This is a genomic window from Aquirufa novilacunae, assembly GCF_045310505.1.
Lineage (GTDB): Bacteria > Bacteroidota > Bacteroidia > Cytophagales > Spirosomataceae > Aquirufa > Aquirufa novilacunae.
On sequence record NZ_JBEWZG010000001.1, the window covers coordinates 351,524 to 370,067 of the forward strand.

Consider the following 18,544-nt stretch of genomic DNA (forward strand, 5'->3'; position numbering starts at 1 on the left):
ATAAATTGTAAAATTTGGACAATTATGAATTCTTCCGAAATATGGAAGTATAATGAAGTAAATGTTCTGGCGAAATGTATTGTTTGAATTCGTTGATGAACTCTGAATTCTTCATTTCAAATAGACTATTCTTCAGGCTTTTGGGCGTTTTACCTGTGTATTTTTTGAATTCATTTATAAAATGCGCCGAGTCATAATAACCTAGTTGATCCGCTAAATCTTGGCTTTTGATATCCTTGGAAGATGCAAATAACGCCAGTGATTGATTCACTCGTTTTATTTGAACATATTCTTTTGGACTTATACCTATCACTTCTTGAAACAAACGAGATAGGGTTTTGTAAGAAGCGGTGGTTTCTGATTCTAATTCATCAAGCCACATTAATAGCTTGATGTATTTCTTCGCTTGTTTATCGATGAGGTGAGCAAATAAAAAAACTTCTATCTGTTCACACCTCTCGTTAAAGTTCATAGTTGAATTTAATGCTGGAAGCTTTAAGAAAATACTGTCCGCATCTGTACTCAGATTATTTGTAGCTGCAACTGGAGAAGTTAAAAAGGGATATAATCCACCAGCCCTAAATTTAACCCCGAAAATATGAATACCAGGTTGATGTTTGTAAAAATTAGGCGCTTGATGCAAACCCTCTAATTGTATCCCATTTATCGATTTAAAATCAGATGTATTTGCGTGGGAGCGATAATAATCTTTTCCAAAAGAATAAGTCAATACCGCCTGATCTTCTGGAAAAATAGTCTCAATTTCATAGGGAATAATACCCGATTCGTCCACCTGTTTTTCCCACAAGTGATCTACAAATGGCGCTAATGCTTCAGATGGTTTACGGTATTCGATGATCATTTAGCTGAGGCAAAAGTTTTTGAAATAAATGCTGCAACAAAACCCAAAATCACAAGAAGATACAGTGCTTTATCTAAACCAACAAAATCAGATAAATACCCAATAATTACTGGACCTAATAGAAAACCAATATAAGCAATCGTAGATACGCCTGCTATCGCAATAGAAGGCATGATTTCTTTTTGATTTCCGGCCTGAGAATAGACTAATGGTACGATGGTTGAAATTCCCAAACCAATAATAAAACATCCGCCTATCTTAAAATAAATAGAAGGAACTAATAAAGTAAGTAGCATACCGACACTCAAGAGTAGGCCATTTAAAACTAGAATCGAACTAATTCCATATTTTAAAGAAATTTTATCCCCCATAAATCGGCCAATCACCATAGCTGCTGCAAAAGAAGAAAATCCTATTGTGATCGGGAAAGTTGAATTTGGACTATATTCTTTAAAATACAAGGATATCCAATCAGCCATCGCTCCTTCACACAACATACCGCAAAAGGCAATTAAGGATAATACGATTAAATAGGGTCCTAAATTTAAAATTGAGGAATTAGGTTTACTTTCATCTTGGACTGGTTTATCCTTTAATAAATTCCCTATTATTAAAGGGACCAAAGCTATGTTTAGAAAAGCTATGATACTAAAGTGTTCAAAGGGACTATAACTTTCCTTCTCTAAATAACCTCCTAAGAAAGCGCCAGCCATCAAGCCAATGGAAAAAACAGCATGAAAAGAGGACATGATAATTTTATTCATCTTAGCCTCTAAACTAACTACTTGTGTATTCATGGCGATGTTCATAATATCACCAGACATCCCAAAGAAAAATAGTCCTATGAATAAAGTGTAAGCTGATGCGGCCAGACTTAAAGCTGGTATCACAATAACGTACATCGCAATGGCCATTAATGATATCCATTTGGACGCATACTTGGTTAACAACCATCCTGCAATGGGTAGAGAGACTAAAGAACCAATGGGTAGTCCCATCAATACGGTTCCTAATTCTGCATCTGATAACTGTAGAAATGACTTAAAATCCGGGATACGTGTAGCCCAAGTGGCAAAATTTAAACCACAAATAAAAAATAGAATACCAATACTAAAACGCGCCTTCTTCATTAATCTAACAAAAGTGATTCAATTTCCTTCCAATTATTTACCCGCTTAAAATCGTTGATATGTAAATTATGAGGGGCCGTAAATAGGAGAGGAGTCCCAGTGAACGAATGCAAGTTTTTCTCGTGGTCATCAATCAAATAATCCGCTTGAATCATATGCTTATGCCCACAGAAAACGATATGTCTCCAGGTAATAAATGGGAAGTGTTTTTCCATCCAAGTTAATTTCTCTTTTAATGAATTGGGAAATTCAGTCGCTGCGGATACAATGAAAATTTCATACTGCTTATGCAATTTTTCAACTACTTCGACCGCATCCTCATTGACAGGGATATGTTCAAAGAAGCCAGGCTCCCATAAAAATGAGTTGTGCTTCGTATAATGACCATAAAATTCCAACTTCAAGCTTTCGCTTCCATTCATTAATTCCTCATATGTATAGGAACTAGAAGTGATCTCATTAATCTTATCAATAATTACATGGGTTGTTTTAGCTAAAACGTCATCCATGTCAATTGCAATTCTCTTCATATTTTATTTCAAAAAAAAACTCCCCAAATATGGGGAGTTTTCAAGGATTAATCTAATTAAAATTACATCATTCCACCCATTCCACCGCCACCTGGGCCGTGTCCATGAGCTGGTTCAGCTGCTGGTTTGTCAGCAATCACACATTCTGTTGTTAACAACAAGCCTGCGATAGAAGCTGCATTTTCCAATGCTAAACGTGTAACCTTAGTAGGGTCAATAATACCCGCAGCGATCATATTTTCATATTTATCTTCACGTGCATTATATCCGAAATCATCTTTTCCAGCTTTCACTGCATTGATGACAACAGAACCTTCACCACCTGCGTTTGATACAATCGTACGTAATGGAGACTCCACTGCTTGACGGATGATATTGATACCAGTCAACTGATCTTCATTATCACCTTTCAATTTGTCTAATGATTGAATAGCACGAATTAGCGCTACACCACCACCAGCAACGATACCTTCTTCAACTGCAGCACGAGTAGCGTGTAATGCATCATCTACGCGATCTTTCTTTTCCTTCATTTCTACTTCCGTAGCAGCACCGATGTAAAGAATAGCCACACCACCAGATAATTTAGCTAAACGCTCTTGTAATTTTTCGCGATCGTAATCAGAAGTTGTATTCTCAATTTGAGCTTTAATCTGATTTACACGATTCTCGATATTATCTTTTGAGCCAGCACCATTTACAATCGTTGTATTGTCTTTGTCAATGATTACTTTCTCCGCTTGACCTAAGTATTCGATCGTTGCATTCTCTAATTTGAATCCTCTTTCTTCAGCGATAACAGTACCACCTGTTAGGATGGCGATATCTTCTAACATCGCTTTACGACGATCACCGAAACCTGGAGCTTTAACAGCCGCCACTTTCAATGCTCCACGCATTTTGTTAACAACTAACGTTGCTAAAGCTTCACCATCTACATCTTCAGAGATAATCAATAGGGGGCGCCCAGTTTGAGCAACTGCTTCTAATACAGGAAGTAATTCCTTCATAGAAGATACTTTCTTCTCAGAAATTAAAATGAAAGGTTTCTCTAATTCAACCTCCATTTTATCTGTATTTGTTACGAAATAAGCAGATAAATATCCGCGATCGAACTGCATACCTTCTACCGTCTTCACTTCAGTCTCTGTTCCACGAGCTTCTTCCACCGTGATAACACCTTCACGACCTACTTTCTCCATTGCTGAAGAAATCATCGTTCCGATTTCAGAATCGTTGTTTGCAGAAATAGTAGCAACCTGAGCGATTTCTTTAGAAGTAGTGATTGCACGTGATTGTTTTTTCAAATCAGAAACGATAGCATCTACTGCTTTCTCGATACCACGTTTCAAATCCATTGGATTAGCACCGGCTGCTACGTTCTTAGAACCAATCGTATAAATTGATTGAGCTAATACAGTAGCAGTTGTTGTACCATCACCAGCTTGATCAGCCGTTTTAGAAGCAACTTCTTTAACCAATTGAGCACCCATGTTTTCCACAGCGTCCTCTAATTCAATTTCTTTCGCCACAGATACACCATCTTTCGTAATTGAAGGTGAACCGAACTTTTTATCAATGATTACGTTACGACCTTTTGGTCCTAATGTTACTTTAACCGCATTTGCAAGGGTATCAACCCCTCTTTTCATCTTTTCGCGCGCTTCGCTGTCGAAATATAATTCCTTTGCCATATGATTTTGTAATTAATGATTTGTTAAAATTATAAAACTGCAAAAATGTCAGACTCACGCATGATTAGGTAATCTTTACCGTCGATAGTGATCTCTGTTCCAGAGTATTTACCATACAAAACAGAATCTCCTACTTTAACAGTAATAGGCTCGTCTTTCTTTCCATTTCCCACCGCAACGATTAATCCTTTTTGTGGTTTCTCTTTCGCTGTGTCAGGAATAATAATACCAAATGCTGTTTTTTCTTCAGCTTGAGCTGGTTCTACAACAACCCGATCCGCTAAGGGCTTAATACTTAAATTTGACATGTGTTATAAATTTAATTTTTAAATTAGAGATAATACATCCATGCAAGCATGGCACAAAACCTTATACAATAATAATGCCAAAACTCATTGCTGAAATTTTGGCAGTATTAATCAAAAATATAGTCTAAAATCTTATTGCTTAGGAGCAACTGGAGCTGGTGCAACAGGTACAGATTTAGTTGCTGCCTTTTCTACGTTTACAGAAGTGCTCGTTTCTGCTGTTCCTGATAAAGTGAAGTTAGTCGCTAAAACTAAAACTAAAATAGCGATAGAGAAACCCCACGTTAATTGCTCAACCAAGTCACCTGTTTTTTGTACACCAAACATTTGAGTAGCACCTGAAGAAGAAAACTCCCCGCTAATTCCACCACCCTTTGGATTTTGTACTAAAATAAGCACTACTAATAGAGCAGAAAAGATAATAATCAATGAAATCAATAAAGTAAACATATTTATTCTGTTAGTATTTTTTGTAATTCTTCTATTCGAGATGCAAAGTAAACCCTTTTTTCAGGTTTAATCAAACTTAACTTCTCATATAATTCAATCGCTTGTAAATATTTACCTTGCTTTGTTAGAAGTATAGCAATCGTTTCAGAGACAGGGAGTGAAAATTCCACCGCAGCTAAATCCTCTATTGGTTCATCGTCTTCTCTATTTTTTTTAGGTTTTGATAGACTAGGCTGATTTTGAATGAACTGATCAATAATTGATTCCTGTAATGCTTTAATTTCCTCTGCTGGCTTCGATATTACTAATTCCTGCGATTCCTCCTCTATATCATACACAGATTGAAAATATTGCTTACGCTGTGTGGACAATAAAGCAATTCTCTGTTGTTTTAAAACCGAAAATCGCTCATTCCATTGCAATAAATAAAAATAGGGGAAGGCTACCTTATCCTGCGATAAATCCGACTGATCGAAACGATCAATCTTGTTTAATAAAAACCACAATTTCTGCGCTTTTGAGGAATCCATATTACCAATCACCGGCTATTTTATTAAACAAATCTAAGATAATTTGATCTACTAATTTAGGGATTAGTGTTTTTTCCACTTGTGAAAGTGTTTGGCTTTGAGGGAAATCTTGGTAAAAAGAGAACTCTTGCTCGAAGTTCTTGTCTTCATCTAAGCGATTCGTTAACCGAAATTGAATACGTAACGTAAGACGGTTTAAACCTGCTTTATCGTCACCGGTAGGGGCTTGTGGCGTTAATTCATAACCTGTAATACTTCCTTCAATAGTCAAATCAGGATTCTTATTATTTATTTTTAATGAAGTATTCCGTTGAAAATACTCTTTCAACTTTTCATTAATTTCTAAACTTAAATTGGCTGGTCCTCCGGCCGTTTCCATGCGGATATTGCTTACTTGCAAAGTCTTTAAATTAGGATCCAGACTCGCTCCTTTAAAGCTATAACAAGAGCTAAGACCTACACTAACACATAGTATAACCAGAAAATTAATCCAATTCTTCCAAATCATATTGTTTGATTTTACGGTACAAGGTACGCTCTGAAATTCCTAAATCTTTAGCCGCGTATTTTCGTTTGTTCTTATTCTTCTTTAATGCACGAATAATAATCTCTTTCTCTTGTTTCTCTAAAGAAAGAGTCACATCAGTGGCAGGTGATATTACTTCTTCAAAAAGTGAATCGATTGGTTCCTCCTCAAATTTGGTTTCTTCCTGTGTATGAATAGGTAAAGATAAACCTGTAGAAGGGCTGGGGATATCGGCGATATTACGAACATCTTCGAAGATGGCCATGTTATCGTGCAAAATCTCGTAGGCTTTTGACTGATCAGATTCAACCACCTTTAGCAATATCTTCTTTAATTCCGTCACATCGCGCTTTAAATCAAATAAGATCTTGTACAATATTTCTCTTTCATTCATCCCTTCAGGACTCGAAAAAGCATCTGATTTAACGACTGAATTCCCTAGTTTCGGTTCATTGAAGTCTAAATAATACTGAAGCTGCAATTCATCGATGATACGATCGCCAACCTCCAAAACCGAAATTTGCTCCGCTAAATTCTTTAATTGACGAATATTACCTGGGAAACGTTGTTTTTGAAGTAGTTCCTTAGCCTCCTTCGTTAGCATAATTGGTTTAACCCGATGTGATTCGGAAAAATCGGTTGTGAATTTTCTGAACAACAATTCAATATCATCGCCTCGTTCTCTCAAAGGAGGAACGTAAATAGGTACTGTACTTAAACGGTAATATAAATCCTCTCTAAATTTCCCTTTCTCGATAGCTTGTTGGAGATTCAAATTAGTGGCTGCAACAACTCTGGCGTTGGTTTTTTGAACTTTAGAAGAACCAACCCGGTAAAATTCACCATTTTCTAATACACGAAGTAACCTCGCTTGTGTCCCTAAGGGCATTTCGGCAATTTCATCTAAGAAAATAGTACCCCCATCTGTTACTTCGAAATAACCCTTTCTGGCTTCAATAGCGCCTGTAAAGGAACCTTTTTCATGCCCAAATAATTCTGAATCAATCGTTCCTTCTGGAATAGCGCCACAGTTAACAGCAATAAATGCACCGTGTTTACGCTTCGATAAGGAATGAATAATTTTAGAAAAGGATTCTTTACCTGATCCACTTTCCCCTGTAATCAACACTGTCATATCTGTGGCAGCTACTTGTTCTGCAACAGAAATAGCACGTAAAAGGGCTGGAGCATTACCAATAATGCCAAAGCGTGCTTTAATACTCGAAAGATGACTCGTATCTAACATAATTCACCTAATAAAGTTCCTGATGTACAATGAGTTACGTTTACAAATACGTAATCTCCTTTAACTTCGTTTCCTTTCGGGAAAACGACTACTTTATTTGAATCTATTTTACCATAATGGTGTAAGCTCGATTTCTTAGAATCTCCCTCCACTAATACTTGCACTTTTTTACCCACCCAAATTTCATTGCGTTTAGCGGAATGAATCCGCTGCAAATCAATAATTTCCTGTAAACGACGCATTTTTACGTCTTCTGGTACGTCATCAACCAATTTCTTTTCTGCTGGGGTACCCGGTCTTTCTGAATAAGCGAACATATACCCAAAATCATATTCAACCTCTGCTAAAAGCGACAAAGTATCTAGATGATCTTCCTCTGTTTCCGTACAAAATCCGGCGATCATATCTTGTGATATTCCACATTCATCACCAAGAATAGCTTTAATCGATTTAATTCTATTTAAATACCACTCTCTTGTATAAGAACGATTCATTAACTCAAGGATACGATTACTTCCACTCTGAGCAGGTAAATGGATATTCTTGCAGATATTATCGTACTTTTTCATCGTGTACAACACCTCATCTGTGATGTCCTTAGGATGGGAGGTTGAGAAACGAACGCGCAGGAGAGGATTAACTTTGGCTACAGCTTCAAGTAAATTAGCAAAATTGACTAAGGTACCTGATTCTGAAGTCCATTTATAAGAATCCACGTTTTGGCCTAATAATGTCACTTCTCTATATCCTTGCGCAAATAACTTTTCACATTCAACTAAAATGGAAGGTAAGTCACGTGAACGCTCTCTGCCTCTCGTATAAGGTACAACACAGAAAGTACACATGTTATCACAACCACGCATAATGCTGACCATGGCTGTAACTCCATTAGAATTTAAGCGTACTGGCTCAATATTTCCATAGGTTTCCTCGCGGGAAAGAAATACGTTAATGGCTTTTTGGCCATCTGAAACTTCATCTAACAAAGAGGGTAAATCACGGTATGCGTCAGGTCCTGCAACTAAATCGACGATTTTCTCCTCATCAATTAGTTTGGTTTTCAAACGCTCGGCCATACAACCTAAAATCCCGATAGTTAATCCAGGATTCTTCGCTTTCATGTGCGTAAATAATTGCAAACGATGGCGTATTTTATGTTCCGCATTCTCCCGGATGGCACAGGTATTTAATAGAATAGTTTCGGCCTCTTTTAGATTTGAAGTGGTCGAATAACCGTTTTCCAAAAGGATAGAAGTAACAACCTCTGAATCAGCAAAATTCATTTGACAGCCATAGCTTTCGATATAGACCTTTTTACCAAGTGAATTAGCCGTCTTTTGATCCTCCGAAATTCTCGGAATATCCAAGCCGTCCTTTTCCTCTTTCGTCAAAACTTTTAAATCTTGCATTTTACAATCAATGAAATTTAGATTGCAAATTTATGACATTTTGGCAGTAAATCTATTCGATTCTACCAGAATTTAGATAAATAACTTGATCTGAATGAGACGTTAATTTATCGTTATGAGTAACCATGATGATCCTTTGCTGCCAAACAGCCTTCAATTCAACAAACAGCGCGTAAAGTGTTTCTGCGTTTTTATTATCTAGATTTCCCGTAGGTTCATCGGCTAATAATAGGGTAGGACGGTTAATCAAAGCTCTTGCTACTGCTACACGTTGCTGCTCTCCACCTGAGATTTGAGATGGCAATTTTTTCAGGATATCTTTTATTCCTAGGGTTTCTATAATTTTCGTGAACAATTCTTCATCAGAGGCTGAAAGTGCTGAGCCTTTGATAAATAAAGGAAACTTAATGTTTTCCTCGCACGAAAATTCACCTAGTAAATTGTGGAATTGAAAGACGAAACCTAGTTGTTGATTTCTAAAAGTCGCTTGATCTTTCTCCGTTAAATCTTGGTAAGAAACTCCGTCTAAGTGGATATGGCCACTATCTGGCTTCATGAGTAGACCAATGATTTGCAATAAAGTACTTTTACCAGAGCCTGATGGACCTAAAATGCTAACCATTTCAGCCTCTTTCACTTGCAAAGAGATGTTATCTAGAATTAATTGAGTTCCATAACTTTTGGAAATATTTTTTAATTCTAACATTTTTTTGTCTTTTTTTAAGAAAATACGAATGAATGACGCGTTGTTTAATATTTACGCAAATAAATAGTAATTTCACGAAATTAAAATTTTACTAAATGAATATTCACGAATATCAAGCGAAAGAAATCTTAAAAGGTTACGGAGTGCGCATTCAAGAAGGAATTGTGATTGACTCTGTGGACAACGCCATTTCAGCGGCTGAGCAATTAAAAGCTCAAACTGGAACAGGATGGTTTGTTGTTAAAGCTCAAATTCATGCGGGTGGCCGTGGAAAAGGGGGCGGTGTTAAACTAGCTAAAAACTTGGATGAAGTAAAAGAGCGCGTTTCTCAGATTTTGGGAATGCAATTAATTACACATCAAACTGGCCCAGAAGGTAAGAAAGTTAACAAGGTTTTAATTTCTGAGGATGTGTATTATCCTGGAGATTCTGAGCCGAAAGAATACTACTTATCGATTTTATTAGACCGCGCTAAAGCTTGCAATGTAATCATGGCAAGTACTGAAGGTGGTATGGATATCGAAGAAGTAGCTGAGCATAGCCCAGAAAAAATCATTAAGGAATGGATTGATCCACGTGTAGGTCTTCAAGACTTCCAAGCTCGCAAAGTAGCTTTTGCATTAGGTTTAAGCGGAGTGGCTTTAAAAGAGATGGTTAAATTTATCCAATCACTTTACCGTGCCTATGTAGAGACTGATTCATCGATGTTTGAAATCAACCCTGTGTTGAAGACTTCAGATGATAAGATTTTAGCTGTAGATGCGAAAGTAAACTTAGATGATAACGCTTTATTCCGTCACAAAGACTTAGCTCTTTTACGTGATATCGAAGAAGAGGATCCATTAGAAGTAGAAGCATCAGAAAATGATTTGAACTACGTTAAATTAGATGGTAACGTTGGTTGCATGGTGAACGGAGCTGGTTTAGCGATGGCAACCATGGATATTATCAAATTATCAGGTGGAGATCCCGCTAACTTCCTAGATGTAGGGGGTGGAGCTAATGCAAAAACAGTAGAAGCTGGTTTCCGTATTATTTTACAAGATCCTAATGTGAAGGCAATCCTTATCAATATTTTTGGTGGTATTGTTCGTTGTGATCGTGTAGCAAATGGAGTTGTTGAAGCTTACAAAAACATTGGTGAGATTAATATCCCAATCATTGTACGTCTTCAAGGTACCAATGCGGAAGAAGGTGCGGCGATTATTAATAACTCAGGCTTGAAAGTATTCTCTGCCGTTTTATTGAAAGATGCAGCTCGTTTAGTATCAGAAGTATTGAAATAAGCCATGAAAATTATTTGCATCGGTCGTAATTACGTAGATCACATCACCGAATTATCGAATGAGAGACCTACAGAACCTGTGGTCTTTTTGAAGCCTGATACGGCTTTATTAGATGCAAATAGTCACTTTTACTATCCTAAATTCTCCTCTGATGTTCATTATGAACTAGAGTTAGTTTTTAGGATAGGCAAAGTGGGCAAAAATATAGAAGCAAAATTTGCGCATAAATACATTGATTCTTACGGATTAGGTATTGATTTCACAGCACGTGATGTGCAGAGCAAATTAAAAGAGAAAGGTTTACCGTGGGAGAAGGCAAAGGCATTTAATGGCTCCGCTTTCGTTAGCACTATGTTACCTTTTAAAGCTAGTCTTTTAGAAAACCCAATTCATTTCAGTTTATATAAAAATGAAACCTTAGTTCAGGATGGAAATTCTGGATTAATGATTTGGAATGTAGCTGAATTGATTGAAGATGTATCGAAATATTTCACACTGAAAACAGGTGATTATATCTTTACTGGTACTCCAGCGGGTGTTGGTCCCATTGCCATTGGTGATGTATTAAAAGGATCATTAGAAGGCCAAAAATTATTCGAATTAACTATCTCCTAATATGAAGCTAAAAATAGGCGATCAAGCTCCAAGTATCCAAATGCTTGATTCTGATGGAAATTCATTTGCAATTCCTGGATCCAATAAGGTAGTATTATATTTTTATCCAAAAGATAATACTCCAGGATGTACGGCTCAGGCTTGTAATTTAAATGAGAATTTAGATGCTTTAAAAGCTAAAGGTTTTCAGGTAGTAGGAGTTAGTATTGACAGCAATGCTTCTCACACAAAGTTTAAAGCTAAATTCAATCTTCAATTTCCTTTATTATCAGATCCGGAGCATGAAATTGCGGAAGCTTTTGGTGTATGGGTGGAGAAATCCATGTATGGAAAACAATATATGGGAGTAGCTAGAACCACCTTCATCATCGACGAAAAAGGAATTATTACAGACATTATCGAAAAAGTGGATACAAAGAACCACAGTTCTCAAATTCACTAATATTCTACCATGCAAACACAAGAAATAAAAAAGATTAGCTCTCAAGTACGTAGGGACATTTTAAGAATGGTTCATGCCTGTCAATCAGGTCACCCAGGTGGATCATTAGGTTGTACAGATCTCTTAGTAGATCTATATTTTAGCACAATGAATCTAAAAACAGATGCAGCTGGTAAAGTTGTATTTGATATGGATGGAACTAATGAAGATTTATTCTTCTTGTCTAATGGACATATTTCTCCTTTGATTTATAGTGTTTTAGCACGTCGTGGCTATTTCACTACGTCTGAGTTAGCTAGCTTCAGAAAAATTAATACGCGTTTACAGGGACACCCGACACCACATGAGCATTTAGAAGGTATTCGCATTGCCTCAGGTTCTTTAGGTCAAGGCCTAAGCGTGGCAATTGGAGCAGCACAAGCAAAGAAATTGAATGGTGATAAATCGACTGTTTACTGTCTAATGGGGGATGGAGAGCAGAATGAAGGACAAGTTTGGGAAGCAGCGATGTATGCGCCTCACCATAAAGTAGATAATTTGATCGCTTTCATTGACGAAAATGGTCAGCAAATTGATGGTCCTACGGAGAAAGTAATGAGCAACCGTGATTTACAAGCAAAATATGAGGCTTTTGGCTGGAATGTGATGCGTATGGACGGAAATAATGCGGAGGATATCCAAAATACCTTAATCAAAGCAAAAGCTGCTTTAGGAAATGGTTCTCCTATCATGATTATCATGAAGACAGAAATGGGTGCTGGGGTTGATTTTATGATGTATTCGCATAAATGGCATGGCGTTGCACCTAACGACCAGCAATTACAAGACGCTTTAGCGCAATTAGAAGAAACTTTAGGAGATTATTAATCAGATAGAAATGGCATTATTTACCTACGAAACAAAAAAAGATACACGTTCCGGTTTTGGAGCAGGAATGGAGTATTTAAGTCAATATAATCCTAAGGTGGTGGCTTTATGTGCTGATTTAATCGGTTCATTAAAATTAGAAGGTTTTATTAAAAATAGCCCGGAGCGTTTTTTCCAAACAGGTATTGCTGAAGCTAATATGATTGGTATTTCAGCAGGTTTAACGTTAGGTGGTTTTATTCCTTATGCAACGACATTTGCTAACTTTGGAACGGGTCGTGTATATGACCAAATTCGTCAATCAGTAGCCTATTCAGGAAAGAATGTAAAGATCTGTTGCTCTCACGCTGGTTTAACACTAGGAGAAGATGGAGCTACGCACCAAATCTTAGAGGATATCGGGTTAATGAAAATGCTTCCAGGAATGGTGGTTATTAATCCATGTGATTACAATCAAACGAAAGCAGCTACTATCGCTATTGCAGATTATGAAGGTCCTGTTTACTTACGTTTTGGACGCCCAGTAGTTCCGGTATTTACACCAGAAGATCAGAAATTCGAAATCGGTAAGGCTTTACATTTAGTAGAAGGTAAAGATGTGACTATTTTAGCGACTGGACACTTAGTGTGGGAAGCTATTCAAGCTGCTGAAGCCTTATTGGAAAAAGGAATTAATGCGGAAGTAATCAATATTCATACAATCAAACCATTGGACGTTCAAGCTATCTTAGCTTCAGTGAAAAAGACGGGATGTGTGGTTACGGCTGAAGAACACCAATACAATGGAGGTTTAGGCGATTCAGTAGCTCAGTTTTTAGCGATGAATCACCCAACACCAATGGAATTTGTAGGTGTAAACGATTCATTCGGTGAATCAGGAAAACCAGCTGAATTAATGGAGAAATACGGCTTAAATGCGAATGCGATTGTAGAAAAAGCAATCAAAGTAATGGCACGTAAATAATCCCTAGAAAGGATATCCAATACCAATATTAAACTCAATTGGGTTTTGTCCTCCTTCGAAAGAAGTCTGCGGCAAAACCCATTTTTCATTTACAGGATTTGCGGGGTTAATCACTTTAGTGGCTAAATCGAGGCGCAACAAGAAAAAGTCGAAATCCCAACGTAACCCAAACCCAGTTCCCACAGCTATCTGATTATAAAATTCATCGAACCTAAACTGAGTCGTAACATCTGTGTTTCCTTGGCTCATATTCCATACATTTCCGGCATCAACGAAGAATGCACCATTCATTTGGCCAAATAAAGAAAAGAGTTTAAAACGATATTCTAGAGACGATTCAAGAAGAATGCTACCCGGTTGCTCTACTAAATTAGAGGAAGAAACATAGGAACCGGGCCCTAATCTTCTCGGTTTCCACGCTCTAACACTGGAAGGCCCTCCTATAAAGAAGTTTTTCTCATAAGGTAATTGATATTCATTTTCATCACCATACGCATAAGCAACACCACCCAAGACCTTAAAAGCTAGTTGAGAAGTCCTATTTCGTCCCAGCATTTTATATTTACGGTAATCAAAATTAAGTCGCAAAAAACGATAAAATTGAATGTCTTGACCGGAGCTTAATAAATCATTTACAAAATTGAATTTATGACTTTGTATAAAATTCAAAGTAGTTCCACCTGATTCTAATCCTAATTGAAAGATAGAACCATCCTTTAATTCGTTGGAGGGGAGAAGATCTCGATAAACGTATTGAAACGATACGCTACTAACAAAGCTGGGATTGAAACTTCGGTATAAATTATTCCCTTTTAATTTTAACTCTTGTAGATACGATTTAAACGCATCAGAAGTTGACGTCTCAGGATAATTACTATTTAGGAGATTAAGATTAACAAGAGATAGCGTAAAGAAGCTTGTTTCCTTCTTTTGCCACGTATATCGCTGAAATAAATTGAAATTGGTTCGTTGATATTCTGGTCTATTAATAAAATCATAGCCAATTCCTACCGATGTTTTGGCACCATAATAAGCTCCTAAAGTTCGAATGATAGAAGAAGGTAAATAGAGGGTAGGGAAATTAATCGAGGCAGATAAATTCAGTTCTAAATTATTTCTGGTTTCATCGGTATTAATGAACCCAGATTGTGCCTCATAACCTAATCTAGCAGAGAAATCTAAATAATCTAGACTTGAAAATAGGCGTCTTACTTTGAACGAATTTGTTAAAAAGGGCCCAGGAATACCTCTAAATACACTTCCACCTAGTTCAGAACTAAAATTGTATTTCTCATTTTGAAACAACTCTATCTTAGGAAATAAACGCGTCCTAGTAGAGTCAAAACGAATAGAAACCGTTTTAAACTGATCGGTGAGATAGATATTCTTTAAACTTTGGTTGAATAGATCAACCGAGTACAAATCGTCTTCTTTGAGGTTAATTAACTTACTTAAACTCTTTATAGGTGGATATAAGGCCGGATTACCAAAGGGGTCAAGGATAATGAACTCAGGTAATCCGATGCGATAGAGACGATCGTAATTAGGAATGGAAGTCCGATTCTTGAATTCAGGTATTTTATAGAAAAGAGATACATTTCGTAAAGTAGAATCTTTTCTATCGTTTAATCGAATACCTACCGCATCAGGTGAGAAATAATAATACCCCTCATTTCGTAAATGATGACTTAATTGCTCTTTTTCCTGTTTAATCACAGCTAATTTCAAACGTTCCATTGGTCGGATGAGACTATTCTCTTTTAAATACTCACTGACATGAGTGGCCAAAATAGGATTGTCTACCGAGACTGAATCTTCTTTAGTAAAATAACTTGGTTCCCCTTCTTGAATTCGGAAAGTAATAGTAATTAAATTACCAGCAGAGTCAATTTCTGGTGAGATTTGTGCACTTAAAAAGCCATTCTCCCGATAATAACGAAGGATCTGATTTTGATTACTTTTTAACCAAGTGGTATTATAAGTTGGATTGGGTGATTTGAAGAATTGAATAAAACTTGGCTTTATTCCCAGAGAATCTTTTCTTTTTCTTTTATTGCCCAGATAAGTATATAATTTTGCAGGCAGCAATCTTTTGTACGAGTTTTTAATACCTAACACATTGTTACGTAATTCAACACTGGAAATTTGCTGATTACCTACCAGATTAATTTGATTGATGATAGGTTCTTTCATTTCATATGCCTGATATTGGCTACATGAAAACAAACCTAAACACAAAACAATAAAACCGATAATTGATTGATTCTTCAAGAGATGCTAAGTAATAAACAAATAAAGTTAATTAATTCCCTACATTCTAAAAAAGGTAGAAAAGAGAATGATTTATTTTTAGTAGAAGGGGAGAAGTCGCTGCTTGAATTGGTTAAATCTGATTTTTCAGTTGAGTTTTTTGTGCTAGCTGAAAATCAATCCGATTTACTTCATGAATTAAGCCTTAAATCCCCTGCTTACATCTACACAGTCAGCGAGGAGCAATTAACTAAACTAAGTACACTAGTTACTAATCAAGTTGGATTAGCCGTTGTTAAGCAAAAGCAATTCAATCAATTTAAAATCAACTCACCTTATACCATTGTATTAGATGGGATCAGAGACCCTGGTAATTTAGGTACAATTATTCGGATTTGTGATTGGTATGGCTTCAAACAATTAGTCTTATCGGAGGATTGTACAGAGTTTTATAATCCCAAAGTCATTATTTCAACCATGGGCTCATTTTCAAGAATTGAATTTACCTATGTTGATTTGCCAACATTCTTTAAAAGTCATCCTGAGATAAAGAAAATAGGAGCCGTTTTGAATGGGGAAAATATCCATACGTATTCGTTCCCAGAAAATGCATTTATTATTCTAGGTAATGAATCAAACGGAATAAGGGAAGAGATAATTGATACTTTGGATGAAAAAATAACAATACCTGCTTTTGGTGAAGCTGAATCATTAAACGTAAGTATCTCTACCGCAATTATAGCTGATAATTTAAGACGTTTTATCTTGAGCTAAATACTTCTCAATCGCCCAGTGAGCCACATACAATAGCGGGGTAAAAAGTATGGCTACAAAGAATTTGTAGAAATAATTATTGAAAGAAACGTTCATCCATTGACTGAACGTCCAATTTCCAAAAAGGTAAAAAGCAATTCCAATTACCAGCACACTGTCTAATAATTGAGAAATAAGTGTCGATCCAGTAGCTCTTAACCAGATATGTTTCGAACCTGTTCTTGCTTTGATTTTCTCAAAAACAAGTGCATCGATAATTTGGCTAACTAAAAAGGCTGATAAGGATCCTAAAATGATTCCTAAACCTTGTCTAAAAATCCGTGAAAAAGCCTGATTAATATTAAAATTCTCAGAGCCCTTATTCACCTCTACCCAAAAATCAGCAGGAACTAGTAAGGTAGCGGTGTAAATAATAAAAAAAGAGAATGCGATGAATAGGGCAGTGGTAAAGGAAATAAAACGTACGCCTTTCTTTCCAAAATAGTCATTAATGATATCTGACGTTATAAAAACCAAGGGCCAATTCAAAGCTCCTGCCGTTTGATTTAAATCCCAAAAATCACCCCAAGGTGTAGCCCAATGCAAAGGAGAGAATCCAAGTGTTTTTTCGATAGAAACTATCTTAACACCAATAATCTCGGCTACAATAGCATTCGTCAAAAATATTCCGAATAGAAATATAAATAACTTTTGCTTCCGAGAAAATTGGTCAAAAATCATTTGCGGTAATTTTCAAAATGAAGCGCTATTTTATCTAATGCCACACTTAATTGCTCTACATGGGGAAGAAACACAATTCTAAAATGATCCTTCTCTTTGAAATTAAATCCTTGGCCACCTACCACAAGAATCTTTTGTTCCTCTAACAAAGACATCACAAAATGGTTATCGTCCTCGAAGTTAAACTTCGATAAGTCAATTTTCGGGAATAAATAGAGTGCCCCTTTCGGTTTAACTGCACTAACACCGTCAATCGCATTCATTCTTTCATAAGCTAAGTTCATCTGACGGTTTAAGCGTCCTTCTTTAGCAACTAAATCATTGACAGACTGGTATCCACCTAAGGCGGTTTGAATACCATATTGTGTAATCACATTAGCACATAAACGCGTACTAAATAGGAAATTTAGACCTTCAATATATGATTTTGCTTTATGTTTCGCACCTGTTAAAATCATCCAGCCCCCTCTAAAACCTGCCGCGCGGTAGTTTTTAGATAATCCACCCATCGTGATGATTAAAATGTCATCTGATAATCCGGCAGCTGTATGATGACAGGTTCCGTCAAACAATATTTTATCATAGATTTCATCCGCAAATACCACTAATTGGTGTTTAGCAGCTAAAGCAACAACCTGCTTCACCGTTTCCTTCGAGTAAACTGCACCTGTCGGGTTATTGGGATTAATTAAAACAATTGCTCTTGTTTTAGACGTGATTTTCGCTTCCATATCCACTAGATCTGGAGCCCAATCTTTGGCCTCATCACAAGTATAATGAACTGCTTTCCCACCGGCTAATCCTGCCACTGTAGTCCATAAAGGGTAATCTGGAGAAGGAATTAATACTTCGTCATCCGTGTTCAATAAAGCCGTCATGACCAAAGAGATCAATTCGCTTACTCCGTTTCCGATGTAGATATCTTCAATTAATATATTTTTAACTCCTAAATTCTGATAGTACTGCATCACGGCTTTACGCGCTGCAAATAATCCCTTGGAATCTACATATCCCTGAGCATTTCGTATATTTACGATTATATCATGGACGATTTCATCTGGAGTCTCAAAGCCAAAGGCGGCAGGATTACCAATATTTAACGAAGTGATCTTGTAACCCTGATTTTGAAGCGACAACGCTTTATCATATACAGGCCCACGAATTTCATACTTGAGGTGATCAAGTCGTTTACTTTTTAATATATCCATGCTATTTTTGATAGAATTGTAAAAATA

Annotated in this window: 20 protein-coding genes; 6 read left to right on the top strand and 14 right to left on the bottom strand. The window is 36.6% G+C overall.

What is annotated here, in order from left to right:
* Window positions 1–22 precede the first annotated feature (22 nt).
* The 11 genes from V7S74_RS01575 to V7S74_RS01625 form a co-directional block, all read right to left on the bottom strand.
* Window positions 23–862, bottom strand: a complete 840-nt coding sequence (locus tag V7S74_RS01575; protein ID WP_406777018.1) for a helix-turn-helix domain-containing protein — start codon at window positions 860–862, stop codon at window positions 23–25.
* Entirely contained in the window at window positions 859–1,992 is a 1,134-nt protein-coding gene (locus tag V7S74_RS01580; protein WP_406777019.1) for an MFS transporter, read from the bottom strand. Before V7S74_RS01580 ends, V7S74_RS01575 begins: the two co-directional genes overlap by 4 nt.
* A complete protein-coding gene (locus V7S74_RS01585; protein WP_406777020.1) occupies window positions 1,992–2,522 on the bottom strand; it encodes a 5' nucleotidase, NT5C type in 531 nt (176 codons plus the stop codon). Before V7S74_RS01585 ends, V7S74_RS01580 begins: the two co-directional genes overlap by 1 nt.
* Window positions 2,523–2,584: 62 nt before the next feature.
* Entirely contained in the window at window positions 2,585–4,216 is a 1,632-nt protein-coding gene (gene groL, locus V7S74_RS01590) for a chaperonin GroEL (RefSeq protein ID WP_406777021.1), read from the bottom strand.
* Window positions 4,217–4,245: 29 nt separating this feature from the next.
* The gene (locus V7S74_RS01595; protein ID WP_406777022.1) at window positions 4,246–4,524 is read right to left on the bottom strand and encodes a co-chaperone GroES; all 279 of its coding nucleotides are present in this window, start codon (window positions 4,522–4,524) and stop codon (window positions 4,246–4,248) included.
* A 132-nt stretch (window positions 4,525–4,656) separates the two neighbouring features.
* A complete protein-coding gene (secG, locus tag V7S74_RS01600; RefSeq protein ID WP_406777023.1) occupies window positions 4,657–4,974 on the bottom strand; it encodes a preprotein translocase subunit SecG in 318 nt (105 codons plus the stop codon).
* 2 nt (window positions 4,975–4,976) lie between these two features.
* Window positions 4,977–5,504 (bottom strand): hypothetical protein, encoded by a 528-nt coding sequence (locus tag V7S74_RS01605; RefSeq protein ID WP_406777024.1) that lies wholly within the window; start codon window positions 5,502–5,504, stop codon window positions 4,977–4,979.
* Between the two features lies 1 nt (window position 5,505).
* Window positions 5,506–6,012 carry an LptE family protein gene (locus V7S74_RS01610; protein WP_406777025.1) on the bottom strand — a complete coding sequence of 169 codons (507 nt, stop codon included), beginning with the start codon at window positions 6,010–6,012 and terminating at the stop codon, window positions 5,506–5,508.
* Window positions 5,990–7,276, bottom strand: a complete 1,287-nt coding sequence (locus V7S74_RS01615; RefSeq protein ID WP_406777026.1) for a sigma-54 interaction domain-containing protein — start codon at window positions 7,274–7,276, stop codon at window positions 5,990–5,992. The genes V7S74_RS01610 and V7S74_RS01615 overlap by 23 nt, the downstream gene beginning before the upstream one ends.
* Window positions 7,270–8,685, bottom strand: coding sequence for a tRNA (N6-isopentenyl adenosine(37)-C2)-methylthiotransferase MiaB (gene miaB, locus V7S74_RS01620; protein ID WP_406777027.1), 1,416 nt, complete (start codon window positions 8,683–8,685; stop codon window positions 7,270–7,272). The genes V7S74_RS01615 and miaB overlap by 7 nt, the downstream gene beginning before the upstream one ends.
* Before the next feature lie 52 nt (window positions 8,686–8,737).
* A complete protein-coding gene (locus V7S74_RS01625) occupies window positions 8,738–9,391 on the bottom strand; it encodes an ABC transporter ATP-binding protein (protein ID WP_406777028.1) in 654 nt (217 codons plus the stop codon).
* Between the two features lie 95 nt (window positions 9,392–9,486).
* On the opposite strand from V7S74_RS01625, the gene sucC reads away from it, so the two are divergent.
* From sucC to V7S74_RS01650, 5 genes are read left to right on the top strand one after another with little or no spacing between them, the layout of a single operon-like run.
* Window positions 9,487–10,677 carry an ADP-forming succinate--CoA ligase subunit beta gene (gene sucC / locus V7S74_RS01630; RefSeq protein WP_406777029.1) on the top strand — a complete coding sequence of 397 codons (1,191 nt, stop codon included), beginning with the start codon at window positions 9,487–9,489 and terminating at the stop codon, window positions 10,675–10,677.
* A gap of 3 nt (window positions 10,678–10,680) precedes the next feature.
* Entirely contained in the window at window positions 10,681–11,292 is a 612-nt protein-coding gene (locus tag V7S74_RS01635; RefSeq protein WP_406777030.1) for a fumarylacetoacetate hydrolase family protein, read from the top strand.
* Window position 11,293: 1 nt separating this feature from the next.
* Window positions 11,294–11,734, top strand: coding sequence for a thioredoxin-dependent thiol peroxidase (gene bcp, locus V7S74_RS01640; protein ID WP_406777031.1), 441 nt, complete (start codon window positions 11,294–11,296; stop codon window positions 11,732–11,734).
* Between the two features lie 9 nt (window positions 11,735–11,743).
* On the top strand, window positions 11,744–12,601 hold the full coding sequence (locus V7S74_RS01645) for a transketolase (protein ID WP_406777032.1): 858 nt from the start codon (window positions 11,744–11,746) through the stop codon (window positions 12,599–12,601).
* Between the two features lie 10 nt (window positions 12,602–12,611).
* Window positions 12,612–13,565 (top strand): transketolase family protein, encoded by a 954-nt coding sequence (locus tag V7S74_RS01650; RefSeq protein WP_406777033.1) that lies wholly within the window; start codon window positions 12,612–12,614, stop codon window positions 13,563–13,565.
* Between the two features lie 3 nt (window positions 13,566–13,568).
* On the opposite strand, the gene tamL is transcribed toward V7S74_RS01650, so the two are convergent.
* Window positions 13,569–15,836 carry a translocation and assembly module lipoprotein TamL gene (tamL, locus tag V7S74_RS01655; RefSeq protein WP_463672919.1) on the bottom strand — a complete coding sequence of 756 codons (2,268 nt, stop codon included), beginning with the start codon at window positions 15,834–15,836 and terminating at the stop codon, window positions 13,569–13,571.
* Between tamL and V7S74_RS01660 the strand changes: the two genes are divergently transcribed.
* Complete coding sequence (locus V7S74_RS01660; protein WP_406777035.1) at window positions 15,825–16,589, top strand: TrmH family RNA methyltransferase; 765 nt, start codon at window positions 15,825–15,827, stop codon at window positions 16,587–16,589. The genes tamL and V7S74_RS01660 overlap by 12 nt on opposite strands.
* On the opposite strand, the gene V7S74_RS01665 is transcribed toward V7S74_RS01660, so the two are convergent.
* Complete coding sequence (locus V7S74_RS01665; protein WP_406777036.1) at window positions 16,566–17,309, bottom strand: queuosine precursor transporter; 744 nt, start codon at window positions 17,307–17,309, stop codon at window positions 16,566–16,568. The two genes, V7S74_RS01660 and V7S74_RS01665, sit on opposite strands and share 24 nt — an antisense overlap.
* On the bottom strand, window positions 17,306–18,517 hold the full coding sequence (locus V7S74_RS01670) for a pyridoxal phosphate-dependent aminotransferase (RefSeq protein WP_406777037.1): 1,212 nt from the start codon (window positions 18,515–18,517) through the stop codon (window positions 17,306–17,308). The genes V7S74_RS01665 and V7S74_RS01670 overlap by 4 nt, the downstream gene beginning before the upstream one ends.
* Window positions 18,518–18,544 lie beyond the last annotated feature (27 nt).